Annotated in this window: 9 protein-coding genes; 8 read left to right on the forward strand and 1 reads right to left on the reverse strand. The window is 71.5% G+C overall.

Annotation, left to right across the window (positions count from 1 at the left end; genetic code table 11):
• Positions 1–172: 172 nt before the first annotated feature.
• Positions 173–1,624, reverse strand: coding sequence for an SWIM zinc finger family protein (locus GA0115254_RS11530; RefSeq protein WP_093895195.1), 1,452 nt, complete (start codon positions 1,622–1,624; stop codon positions 173–175).
• 133 nt (positions 1,625–1,757) lie between these two features.
• Here GA0115254_RS11530 and GA0115254_RS11535 point away from each other — a divergent pair, with 133 nt between their 5' ends.
• The 8 genes from GA0115254_RS11535 to sucD all read left to right on the forward strand — a co-directional run bounded on the left by GA0115254_RS11535 (position 1,758) and on the right by sucD (position 11,923).
• A complete protein-coding gene (locus GA0115254_RS11535) occupies positions 1,758–2,204 on the forward strand; it encodes an MmpS family transport accessory protein (RefSeq protein WP_093895196.1) in 447 nt (148 codons plus the stop codon).
• Positions 2,205–2,315: 111 nt separating this feature from the next.
• Positions 2,316–3,428 carry an ATP-binding protein gene (locus GA0115254_RS11540; RefSeq protein ID WP_093895197.1) on the forward strand — a complete coding sequence of 371 codons (1,113 nt, stop codon included), beginning with the start codon at positions 2,316–2,318 and terminating at the stop codon, positions 3,426–3,428.
• Entirely contained in the window at positions 3,425–5,911 is a 2,487-nt protein-coding gene (locus GA0115254_RS11545; protein WP_093895198.1) for a DUF5682 family protein, read from the forward strand. Before GA0115254_RS11540 ends, GA0115254_RS11545 begins: the two co-directional genes overlap by 4 nt.
• A complete protein-coding gene (locus GA0115254_RS11550; RefSeq protein WP_093895199.1) occupies positions 5,908–7,164 on the forward strand; it encodes a VWA domain-containing protein in 1,257 nt (418 codons plus the stop codon). Before GA0115254_RS11545 ends, GA0115254_RS11550 begins: the two co-directional genes overlap by 4 nt.
• A gap of 104 nt (positions 7,165–7,268) precedes the next feature.
• Positions 7,269–8,234 carry a hypothetical protein gene (locus GA0115254_RS11555; RefSeq protein ID WP_093895200.1) on the forward strand — a complete coding sequence of 322 codons (966 nt, stop codon included), beginning with the start codon at positions 7,269–7,271 and terminating at the stop codon, positions 8,232–8,234.
• Between the two features lie 108 nt (positions 8,235–8,342).
• Complete coding sequence (locus GA0115254_RS44340; protein WP_093895201.1) at positions 8,343–9,536, forward strand: hypothetical protein; 1,194 nt, start codon at positions 8,343–8,345, stop codon at positions 9,534–9,536.
• 299 nt (positions 9,537–9,835) lie between these two features.
• The gene (gene sucC / locus GA0115254_RS11565) at positions 9,836–11,017 is read left to right on the forward strand and encodes an ADP-forming succinate--CoA ligase subunit beta (protein WP_093895202.1); all 1,182 of its coding nucleotides are present in this window, start codon (positions 9,836–9,838) and stop codon (positions 11,015–11,017) included.
• Between the two features lie 21 nt (positions 11,018–11,038).
• A complete protein-coding gene (gene sucD / locus GA0115254_RS11570) occupies positions 11,039–11,923 on the forward strand; it encodes a succinate--CoA ligase subunit alpha (RefSeq protein ID WP_093895203.1) in 885 nt (294 codons plus the stop codon).
• The last annotated feature ends 101 nt before the right edge of the window (positions 11,924–12,024 follow it).

A 12,024-nucleotide genomic window follows, 5' to 3' on the forward strand; every position in this document is an offset into this window, starting at 1 on the left:
CAGTCCCGCTCTGCGTTGCACGGTGTGGAGCGCCGCCGCGTCCAGAAGTCCGCCCGGTCCGCCGCCTCCCTCGGCCGGGCGGCGGTCGGTGCCGAGAAGCGCCGAGGTGACGAGCTCTTCCCAGGGCGCGGGTGTGACGGTGCGAGGCATTGGTCCCCCTTCGAATCCAATGTCAGATGAGCGGCACGATCTCGGACATCGTGTCGACGCCGCCGGTCTCGACGCCGTCGGCATCGACTCCGCAGGCTCCGGTGTCCGCGTCCATGGACCAGGCCGCGAGTGGGTCGAACCCGCGGTGGCCGCAATCGCCGAAGACGGTGAGGGGCGAGCCGCCGGAGAGCGCGACGAGCTTCCACAGGCCGGGCCGGGACAGCGCCGAAGGGGCGACGGGCAGGGCCGCATCGCCCGCCGCGTCGACCAGCTGCCAGCCGTCCCCGGACGGTACGGGTATGACCTCGCGCAGTGTCACCGGCCAGGCGTCCAGCCAGGGATCGTCCCGCAGGGCGTCTCCGTACGCACCGATCGCGGCCGCCGCCGTACCGCCCGGCGGTGGCGTACCGGTCGTCGACGGGACACCGAACTGCCTGCCCGGCTCGGCCCGTAGCCGCCCGGCGCCCGGATAGTGCGTCATCTCGGCGTCGATCGTGACGCCCACCGGCAGGGCCAGCTCGGGGGTGCGCCCGGCCGCCCCGAAGGAGAGCAGCAGAGTCGTGCGGCCCGAGTCCCTCCCGTACAGCCAGATGCGACGCGTGACGATCCTGCCGTCCGGGGTGTCGTACTGGGCGAGGACCAGCCAGTGGTCGCGGACCGATGGGCCCTCGGCGGGGGCGGTCAGCCCCACGCGGGTACGGACCGTGGCCGCCAGCGGCTCAGGCAGCCGGTCGATCCCCAGCCATGCGCTGTCCAGCAGATGCAGCAGTGCGCACTCCTCCAGCAGCCGCACCGGCCAGCCCGGCCCGGACGCCGGAATGGAGCCCAACCCCCGTACCCGGGAGGCGAGTCCGGGTGCCTGGGCGTCGACCATGCGGGCTGCCGTCTCCTCCCACAGCCCGTACCCCGGCTGATCGGCCGCTGCCAGACCGCCGCGCAGCAGATCCGTCAGCCGCTGCTCCAGCTCCTGTGCGCCGCCGGTGATCCGCCCCGCCCGGCGCTCGGCGCGCCGCCGGGCGGCCTCCGGGTCGGCCGGGCCCGCGGCCGAGGAACCGCCCGCCGTCGGCCCGCCTTTCTCCCCCTTGTCCGCCGCACGCTTGCGACGGCCCGTCAGCCACTCACCGGCCCAGTCCGGCACCTCGCCGGCCGGCAGAGCCGATTCGCCGGACGCCCAGACCAGCAGCAGGCCCAGGGCGTGCTTGCACGGGAACTTCCGGCTGGGGCAACTGCATGTGTACGCAGGACCGGTGGTGTCCACCACCGTTTGATACGGCTTGCTCCCGCTTCCCTTGCACAGCCCCCACACCGCACCCGAACCGTCACACCCGCCGCCCGACCACGGGCCGGCCGAACCGAGCTTGCTCCCCGCCTTGCGCGACGTCTCGTCAGGAGCCAGGGCCAGGACCTGCTCCACCGTCCAGCGCGCCGCCGGGTCGGCGGTGCGCAAGGGTTCTCCCTCGTGAGATAGCAGCATGGGAACGACGGTAGAACGCACCACTGACAATGATCCTGACCTGCTGATTCGCCGTCACGCACACTTCTTGACTTTGCCCGCCCTTTGCGATTCGCTGCGAACTCAGGGCCTTTGAATCCGGGGGGATCAGCTGATGAACCGCACCGTATATAACATCCGTAACGTCCGTAACATCCGCGCCGTTCGGACGGCCGTCTGCGCAACTGTCGTCCTCGGCCTCGCCGTGGGCCTCGGCGCCTGCTCCGAGACCGTCGACCAGGTGGACAAGGCCGTGGACGAGACGTACGAAGTCACCTACGAGGTCACCGGCACGAGCGTGGACGAGATCCAGTTCCACGCGGGCGGCGGCAAGGCCATGGACCCGAAGATCGAGACGGTCAAGTCCCCCGAGCTGCCGTGGCGGAAGACCGTCACGCTGCGCGGGATCATGCCGCCTGCCGTCATGCCGATCGTCCTGGACTCGGACGGGGCCGACGTCGCCTGCTCGATCACGCACAAGGGCAAGGTCATCAAGGAGGCCAAGGGGGAGGGCCTCGTCACCGCGGGCGGCTGCGTCGCTGTCTCGCCGGTGACCGGCTGAACGTTCCGTCCGTAGCCGCTGAATCGGCCCTGACCTGCGGTCGGGGCCGATTGTCAGTGCCATGGTGCACGGTGGAAACCACATCAGGTCGACCGATCTGGAGGGGGATCCATGACCGCGTCCGAAACCACCGCCGCCATTGGCGTACAGGCCCTGCGACCGCATGCAGAGGATGCCTTCGCCCATGAGCTGAAGGCTCTTGCCGCGGCCGACGACCGCCCGCGGCCCGCCCGTTGGCAGCTGTCCCCGTGGGCCGTCGCCACCTATCTGCTCGGCGGTGCACTGCCGGACGGCACGGTGATCACGCCCAAGTACGTCGGTCCGCGCCGCCTCGTCGAAGTCGCCGTGACCACACTCGCCACCGACCGGGCCCTGCTGCTCCTCGGCGTCCCCGGCACTGCCAAGACATGGGTCTCCGAGCATCTGGCGGCCGCCGTCAGCGGCGACTCGACGCTGCTTGTCCAGGGCACGGCGGGCACCCCGGAGGAAGCCGTCCGCTACGGCTGGAATTACGCACAACTGCTCGCGCACGGGCCCAGCCGTGACGCCCTGGTGCCGAGTCCGCTCATGCGTGCCATGTCCGACGGCATGACCGCGCGGATCGAGGAACTCACCCGTATCCCCGCCGATGTGCAGGACTCGCTGATCACGATCCTGTCGGAGAAGACGCTCCCCGTCCCCGAACTGGGCCAGGAGGTCCAGGCGGTCCGCGGTTTCAACGTCATCGCCACCGCCAACGACCGCGATCGCGGGGTCAACGAGCTGTCCAGCGCGCTGCGCCGCCGGTTCAACACCGTCGTGCTGCCGCTGCCGGCCACCCCCGAAGCGGAGGTCGACATCGTGTCCCGGCGCGTCGACCAGATCGGGCGTTCGCTCGACCTCCCGGCAGCGCCCGACGGCATGGCCGAGATCCGGCGCGTCGTGACGGTCTTCCGTGAGCTGCGTGACGGTGTCACCACCGACGGCCGCACCAAGCTCAAGTCCCCCTCGGGGACGCTGTCGACGGCCGAGGCGATCTCCGTCGTCACCAACGGCCTTGCGCTGGCCGCGCACTTCGGCGACGGGGTGCTGCGCCCCGGTGATGTGGCGGCGGGCATCCTGGGTGCGGTCGTCCGCGATCCCGCAGCCGACCGAGTGGTCTGGCAGGAGTACCTGGAGACCGTGGTCCGGGAGCGGGACGGGTGGAAGGACTTCTACCGCGCCTGCCGCGAGGTATCCGCATGACCCGGGCCGCGCGTTCCGCCGGACCGCTGCTGCTGGGGGTGCGGCACCACGGCCCGGGCTCGGCCCGAGCCGTCCGTGCGGCCCTCGAAGCCGCCTGCCCGCGGGCGGTGCTGATCGAGGGACCTCCTGAGGGTGACGCACTGCTGCCACTGGCCGCCGACGAGCAGATGCGACCGCCGGTCGCGCTTCTTGCCCATGCTGTCGACGACCCGGGGCAGGCGGCGTTCTGGCCGATGGCCGCGTTCTCGCCCGAGTGGGTCGCGATCCGCTGGGCGCTGGCGCACGACGTCCCGGTCCGCTTCATCGACCTGCCCGCGGCGAACTCCCTGGCCATGGCACAGGCAGCGGAACGCGGAACGGACCGGGACGGCGACGGGGACGGGGAAGCGGAATGGAATGGGGGAGTGGACGGGGACGGGGCCGGGGAGCCGGCTGCGGGCGGCTCGCCTGCGCACGCCCCGATCGACCCCATCGGTGTACTGGCCGGGGCGGCGGGTTACGACGACCCCGAGCGCTGGTGGGAGGACGTCGTCGAACACCGCACCCAGGGCGGCGAAGCCGTCGACCCGCGGGCACCGTTCGCCGCGCTTGCCGAGGCGATGACGGCCCTGCGCGAGGTGTACGGGGACGGCGGCCACCCTCGTGACACCGTGCGCGAGGCGTACATGCGCATCCAACTGCGCAGGACGGTGAAGGAGTTCGGGGACAACATCGCGGTCGTCTGCGGTGCCTGGCATGTACCCGCGCTCGTTACGAGGACCACGCTCGCCGCCGACCGGGCGCTGCTCAAGGGGCTGCCCAAGGTCAAGGCCGAGCTGACCTGGGTGCCCTGGTCGCACCGCCGGCTCGCCCGGCACAGCGGATACGGGGCGGGCATCGACTCTCCCGGCTGGTACGGACACCTCTTCGAGACCGCCGACCGCCCGATCGAGCGATGGATGACCAAGGTCGCCGGACTCCTGCGCGACGAGGACCGGTTCGTCTCGTCCGCCCATGTCATCGAGGCCGTCAGGCTCGCCCAGACCCTCGCCGCCATGCGAGGCCGCCCGCTGGCCGGGCTGAGCGAGACGACCGATGCGATCCGGGCCGTGATGTGCGAGGGCTCCGATGTGCCGCTCGCGCTCGTACAGGACCGGCTGATCGTCGGCGAGACACTCGGCGAGGTGCCGGACACCGCCCCCGCCGTACCCCTGCAGCGCGACCTCGCCCGACAGCAGCGCACACTCCGGATCAAACCGGAGGCGATGGAGCGGGAGCTGGAGCTCGACCTGCGCAAGGACACCGACGCGGCCCGCAGCCGGCTGCTCCACCGGCTGCGGATCCTCGCCGTCGGCTGGGGCGAGCCCGCCACAGGCCGGGCGAGTACCGGCACCTTCCGGGAGAGCTGGCGGCTGCGCTGGGAACCCGAGCTGTACGTACGGGTCGCGGAGGCCGGGACATGGGGCACCACCGTGCTCTCCGCGGCGACCGCCAAGGCCGAGACCCTGGCGGCTTCGGCGACCGCACTCGCCGAGGTCACCGCACTCGCCGAGCACTGCCTCCTCGCGGAACTGCCCGACGCGCTGCCTGCGGTGATGCGGGCCCTCGCCGATCGCGCCGCACTCGACGCCGATGTCGGCCATCTCGCCGACGCCCTGCCCGCGCTGGCCCGCACTCTGCGCTACGGCGACGTGCGGTCCACGGACACCGCGGCTCTCGGCGAGGTCGCGGCCGGGCTCGCCGAACGGATCTGCGTCGGACTCCCTCCCGCCTGCACCGGACTGGACGCCGACGGCGCAGCCGAACTGCGCCGCCGGGTGGACGGGGTCCACACAGCGATCGGGCTGCTCACCGGAGCCGTTCAGACGGATGGTGACGGGGCCGGGGTGCGTGAGCGCTGGACCGCCGTGCTGCACAAGCTCGCCGCCCGGGACACGGTCGCGGGCGTCATCCGGGGCCGCGCGGCCCGCCTGCTGCTCGACGAAGGACGGCTCGCGGAGGACGACGCGGCACGGCTGATGGGCCTGGCCCTCTCGCCCGGCACGCCCCCGGCCGACGCCGCGGCCTGGATCGAGGGGTTCGTCGGCGGAGCCGCCGGGGGCGGCATGCTCCTCGTCCACGACGAGCGACTGCTCGGCCTGGTCGATGCCTGGCTCACCGGGGTGTCGGCCGACACCTTCGCCGATGTGCTGCCCCTGTTGCGCCGCACCTTCTCCGTGTACGAAGCGGGCGTACGGCGCACGCTGGGCGAACTCGTACGGCGCGGTCCGTCCGCCGGGGGGCCGACAGCCACCGCCACCGGGTCGACGGCACCCGGCTTCGGCCCCGGACTCGACGGAGCCAGGGCCGACGCGGTGGTGCCGGTGCTGCGTCTGCTGCTCGGTCTGGACACCGGCACCGGTCCGGACCCGGGCAGTGTCGACGCGGACAACAGAGATCCGGACAACAGAGATTCGGACAAGAGAGTCCAGAACGCCGAGGAACCGCTGGGGGCGACAGGATGACCACGGACACGGCCGGCACCGCACCGCGCCCGGCCCACAGCTCGCCGCCCGGCCCGGCGGACCGCCCGGCACGGTCCCGCTCGCAGTCGGGCCCGGTGAACGACGAGCGGCTGCGCCGGTGGCGGCTGGTCCTGGGCGGGGACAGCGCGGAGAGCACCGGCTGCGCCCTCACCGGACGCGACGCCGCGATGGACGGCGCACTGACCGCACTGTACGGCGGCGGAGGCAGACCCGGGGGCCCGGGCGGGAGCAACCGCTCGGCCGGACTCGGGGCCTCGGCCCCCTCCGTGGCCCGCTGGCTCGGCGACATCCGCACGTACTTCCCCAGCTCCGTCGTCCAGGTCATGCAGCGCGACGCGATCGACCGGCTCGGCCTCTCGGCGCTGCTCCTCGAACCGGAGATGCTGGAGGCCGTCGAGGCGGACGTCCATCTCGTCGGAACGCTCCTCTCGCTCAACAAGGCCATGCCCGAAACGACGAAGGAGACCGCAAGGGCCGTCGTGCGCAAGGTCGTCGACGATCTGGAGAAGCGGCTCGCCACCCGCACCCGGGCCACACTCACCGGCGCGCTGGACCGCTCGGCCAGGATCGACCGGCCCCGCCACCACGACATCGACTGGGGGCGAACCATCCGGGCCAATCTCAAGAACTACCTCCCCGAGTACGGCACCGTCGTCCCCGAGCGGCTCATCGGCTACGGGCGGGCCGCGCAGTCCGTGAAGAAGGACGTCATCCTCTGCATCGACCAGTCGGGGTCGATGGCCGCCTCCGTCGTCTACGCCTCCGTCTTCGGCGCGGTGCTCGCCTCCATGCGAACCCTGCAAACCAGGCTTGTCGTCTTCGACACAGCAGTGGTCGACCTCACCGACCAGCTCGACGACCCCGTCGACGTACTCTTCGGCACCCAGCTCGGCGGCGGCACCGACATCAACCGGGCGCTCGCCTACTGCCAGTCGAAGATCTCCCGCCCCGCCGACACCGTCGTCGTCCTCATCAGCGACCTCTACGAGGGCGGCATACGCGACGAGATGCTGAAGCGGGTCGCCGCGATGACGGCATCCGGTGTGCAGTTCGTGACGCTGCTCGCGCTGTCCGACGAGGGTGCGCCCGCCTACGACCGCGACCACGCGGCGGCCCTCGGGGCCCTGGGCGCACCGGCATTCGCATGCACCCCGGATCTCTTCCCGGGAGTGATGGCAGCGGCGATCGAGAAGAGGCCACTTCCCATACCGGACAAGGAGACTCATCAGTAACGAGGGGCTTGCGCGACCCCGGGAGGTTCGTGCAAGCATCGTCCCGTCATCCGCGGAGGACCGCATTCCGCGGTCTGCGCCATCCGGAGAGGGCTCATCCCCACGTGACCACCGCAGCCGTTCGTTCCGCCACCGATCCGCGCCGCAGGCGCGGGCCGGTCGGCCGGCGAGCGCTGCAGGTGGTGCTGTTCCTCGGCGGGCTGCTGGCCCTGGGGCTGCTCTTCGGGACGCGGGCCCATGCGGCACAGCAACCCGCTCTGTCGCTCCCCGGCACGGGGGCAACGATCACCCGCGCAGCGGACACAGAAACGGAAACCGAAGCAGAGGTCGCTACGGGCCCGGCGCGCACGGCAGTTGAGCCGAGCGGGCGACAGGCCGCGGATACGGTCGCCGGTACGAAGACAGGCCGCCCGGTGGACGCCGCTCGCACCGCGTCTCCCGGCAAGACGACGTACCCGCCCGCCCAACCGGCGGCCCGCCGCTCCGTTTCCCCTGTCGCCCGGCCGGTTGTCCGGACGGTCCACGCCACAGCCCGGCCGCTCGCCCAACAGGCCGAACAGGTCCGGCAGGTCGACAACGCGGCCGGGATGCTTCTCCGCGTGGTGGTCACCGGACCCGTCGGCGCGCTCCCCGGCGGGTTGCCGCCGCTGACGTTGCCGGACCCCCACACCCGCACCCCCAGCGGTCCGCCCGCCGAACCGCACCGGGCCCCCGGCTCGGCCGACGACAGCGTGCGAACCCTCGTCGAGCCGCACCTCGTCCGTCCGTACACCCCTGCGGTGACAGCCGGTCCGGGCGGGTTCGCCCCGCTGAGCGGCACAGCGGTGCGTGGCGCACCACGGCCCTCCGCGCCGCAGTACCGGCCGATGTCCGAGCAGGCACCGCACGATCCCTCCCACGGCCTCGGCCGTCCCGCATCCGCCGAGGCCCACGCGCCGACGGGCGGCGACCAGCACGCCGTCCCGTTCGCGGGCGGTTCCTTCTTCGGACTCATACGCGGTGCCGGCCTCCCGGCGACTGCCGCACCGGTCCGCGACAGATCCGGCGACATCCTCGAATTCCCCGGCTAGGGCAGCCCGTTCCCCCGCCCCGACCTGCCGCGCGGGGGCGGAACAGGTCTGCCCGCCGTCCGGAAGGTTCCGGACCGCCGAAACGAACTCGAAGGATCTGACACACACATGCACAAGAACATCCGCCGTTCCATAGCTGTCGCCGCCACCGCCACCGGAATGTGGGCCCTCGGCACCGCCGCAGCCAGCGCGGACGAGCTCCCCGTCTCCCTTCCGCTGTCCACCCCCGACCACGCGGTCGACGCCGCCGACGTGGTCAACGGAGTCGACGGGGCCGAGGAGCCCGGGAACCTCACGAACCTCGGGAACAGCAAGGGCCTCGGCAGTCTCACGGACAACATCAAGGACACCGTCCGGACGAAGGCCACCGGGGCGAGGGGCGAGGCCGAGGCGAAGGCCGCCGAAGCGACATCCGCAGCCAAGGGCGCCACGGCCGCCGAGCCGGCCCGCCGGGCCGCGGCGGTCCAGGACCAGGTCGCGGGCGCCGCGGACAAGGTCACCGGCACGCTCCACGACGCCATCAGCCGGTCCGACGTCCTGGCCCCGCAGGGCATCCTGGACGAGCAGGTCCTGCAGGGCGTCCCGGCCGCACCCGAGGCGCCCATCGACTACCTCTTCGGCCCGATCGAGCAGATCCCCGGCTACGCCGATTACGCACAGACAACGGGACCGGGCGCCCTGACCACCGCGCAGGGCATCGCCCGGAGCACTGCCGGAAGCACCACCGGGACCGTCACCCGGTCCACCACCCAGGCCGAGCCGGTCGTCGGCCGGACGACCGACGCCGTGCTGCCGCCCGCCGTCGCCGACGCCGTCTCCACGGTGCTGCCGGCCGTCGGCCGGGCGCTCGGTGACGTCTCCACCCTCGTCCGGGGTGTGGTCGCCGAGGTCACGCCGTTCGCCGAGGGCGTCGTGCAGCAGGCCGCAGTGCCCTTCGTGCAGGGTGTGGCCAACGAGGTCCAGCCGATGGCCCAGGGCGTGACGGGCGCGGTCCAGCCGTTCGCCGCGGGCGTCACCTCCGAGGTGCAGCCGCTCGCCCAGGGGCCGGCCGGGGACGCGGTCGCTCCGTTCGCACAGGGTGTCACCGGCCGCGTGATGCCGCCGGCGCACGGCGTCGGAGCCCAGGCGCAGCCGTTCGCCGGCGGTCTCGTCGGTACGGTCGGTGACGATGTCCGTCCCGCTGTCGGGAACGCGGCCCACGGCGCCGAGGGTCTGACGTCGATCACTCCGGCGTATGTGACCGATGCGACAGGCTCGGTGCCCTCCTTCGGCGCTCCCGAGTACCCGGCCCGGAGCATCTGACACCGGCGGCCCCGGACCGCCCGATCGGCCAGGTCCGGGGCACGTCCCCGCCGCACCGCACGACTGCCCTTCTGTCCACTGCGACCCGGGCGCCGGCGGGATCTGTGACCGTAATCACCGCTCAGGTGCGATCTGCGATTTAGGGTCCTGTGGAGCGCGGGGATAACCTGCGAGATGGACATGCCGCGTACCCCGGGTCACCGTGTGCGCCTTCCTAGTGACCGAGCAGTCACGTTGCCCCTCGCGGCACGCCCACGCAGAAAACGAACCGCGAGACCACTGAAAAGGGACGGACGCGCGTGGACCTGTTCGAGTACCAGGCGAGGGACCTCTTCGCCAAGCACGGTGTACCGGTGCTGGCCGGTGAAGTCATTGACACGCCTGAGGCAGCCCGCGAGGCGACCGAGCGGCTGGGCGGCAAGTCTGTCGTCAAGGCGCAGGTGAAGGTCGGCGGCCGCGGCAAGGCCGGCGGCGTCAAGCTGGCCGCCACCCCCGACGAGGCGGTCGCCCGCGCGACCGACATCCTCGGCATGGACATCAAGGGCCACACGGTCCACAAGGTGATGATCGCCGAGACCGCGCCGGAGATCCTTGAGGAGTACTACGTCTCGTACCTCCTCGACCGCACCAACCGCACCTTCCTGGCCATGGCCTCGGTGCAGGGCGGCATGGACATCGAGGAGGTCGCGGAGAAGACCCCCGAGGCCCTCGCGAAGGTCCCGGTCGACTCCAACACCGGAGTCACGATCGAGAAGGCCCGCGAGATCGTGGCCCAGGCGAAGTTCCCGGCCGAGGTGGCCGAGAAGGTCGCCGAGGTCATGGTCACGCTGTGGGACACCTTCGTCGCCGAGGACGCGCTCCTCGTCGAGGTCAACCCGCTCGCCAAGGTCGCCTCCGGTGACGTCCTGGCGCTGGACGGCAAGGTGTCTCTCGACGAGAACGCCGACTTCCGTCAGCCCGGCCACGAGGCCCTCGAGGACAAGGCCGCGGCCAACCCGCTCGAGGCCGCCGCCAAGGCCAAGAACCTCAACTACGTCAAGCTCGACGGCGAGGTCGGCATCATCGGTAACGGTGCCGGTCTGGTCATGTCGACCCTGGACGTCGTCGCGTACGCCGGTGAGAACCACGGCAACGTGAAGCCCGCCAACTTCCTCGACATCGGTGGCGGCGCCTCCGCAGAGGTCATGGCGAACGGCCTGGAGATCATCCTCGGCGACCCGGACGTCAAGTCCGTCTTCGTCAACGTCTTCGGTGGCATCACCGCGTGCGACGAGGTCGCCAACGGCATCGTCCAGGCTCTCGCGCTGCTCAAGAGCAAGGGCGAAGAGGTCACCAAGCCGCTGGTCGTGCGCCTCGACGGCAACAACGCGGAGCTGGGTCGCAAGATCCTTTCCGACGCCAACCACCCGCTGGTTCAGCGTGTGGACACCATGGACGGCGCGGCCGACAAGGCCGCCGAGCTCGCCGCGGCTGCGAAGTAAGGGACGAGGGACTCCAACACCATGGCTATCTTCCTCACCAAGGACAGCAAGGTCATCGTCCAGGGGATGACCGGTGCCACCGGTATGAAGCACACCAAGCTCATGCTCGGTGACGGCACCAACATCGTCGGCGGCGTGAACCCGCGCAAGGCCGGCACGTCCGTCGACTTCGACGGCACCGAGGTACCCGTGTTCGGGACCGTCGCCGAGGCGATGGAGAAGACCGGCGCGAACGTGTCGGTTCTCTTCGTGCCGCCGGCCTTCGCCAAGGCCGCCGTCGTCGAGGCGATCGACGCCGAGATCCCGCTCGCCGTCGTGATCACCGAGGGCATTGCCGTCCACGACTCCGCCGCCTTCTGGGCGTACGCGGGCTCGAAGGGCAACAAGACCCGGATCATCGGCCCGAACTGCCCCGGCCTGATCACCCCCGGTCAGTCCAACGCCGGCATCATCCCGGGCGACATCACCAAGCCCGGCCGCATCGGTCTCGTGTCGAAGTCCGGCACGCTGACCTACCAGATGATGTACGAGCTCCGTGACATCGGCTTCTCCTCCGCCGTCGGCATCGGTGGCGACCCGGTCATCGGCACGACGCACATCGACGCCCTCGCGGCGTTCGAGGCCGACCCCGAGACCGACCTGATCGTCATGATCGGTGAGATCGGCGGCGACGCCGAGGAGCGTGCGGCCGACTTCATCAAGGCCAACGTCACCAAGCCGGTCGTCGGTTACGTCGCGGGCTTCACCGCCCCCGAGGGCAAGACCATGGGCCACGCCGGCGCCATCGTCTCCGGCTCCTCCGGCACCGCGCAGGCGAAGAAGGAGGCCCTTGAGGCCGCCGGCGTCAAGGTCGGCAAGACGCCGACCGAGACCGCCAAGCTGGCGCGCGAGATCCTCGGCGCCTGATCGCTTCACCGCGACGGAGCAGCACCGCAGTATCACGTCACCGCACAGACGGCGCGGGCCCGTACCCCGGTCAGGGGTACGGGCCCGCGCCGTATCCGTTT

This window comes from Streptomyces sp. Ncost-T10-10d (assembly GCF_900091955.1).
Lineage (GTDB): Bacteria > Actinomycetota > Actinomycetes > Streptomycetales > Streptomycetaceae > Streptomyces.

Excerpts from the sequence above, each read along its gene's own strand:
- GA0115254_RS11530 (WP_093895195.1), bottom strand. The coding sequence starts at position 1,624 with ATGCTGCTATCTCACGAGGGAGAACCCTTGCGCACCGCCGACCCGGCG.
- GA0115254_RS11535 (WP_093895196.1), top strand. The coding sequence starts at position 1,758 with ATGAACCGCACCGTATATAACATCCGTAACGTCCGTAACATCCGCGCC.
- GA0115254_RS11540 (WP_093895197.1), top strand. The coding sequence starts at position 2,316 with ATGACCGCGTCCGAAACCACCGCCGCCATTGGCGTACAGGCCCTGCGA.
- GA0115254_RS11545 (WP_093895198.1), top strand. The coding sequence starts at position 3,425 with ATGACCCGGGCCGCGCGTTCCGCCGGACCGCTGCTGCTGGGGGTGCGG.
- GA0115254_RS11550 (WP_093895199.1), top strand. The coding sequence starts at position 5,908 with ATGACCACGGACACGGCCGGCACCGCACCGCGCCCGGCCCACAGCTCG.
- GA0115254_RS44340 (WP_093895201.1), top strand. The coding sequence starts at position 8,343 with ATGCACAAGAACATCCGCCGTTCCATAGCTGTCGCCGCCACCGCCACC.
- sucD (WP_093895203.1), top strand. The coding sequence starts at position 11,039 with ATGGCTATCTTCCTCACCAAGGACAGCAAGGTCATCGTCCAGGGGATG.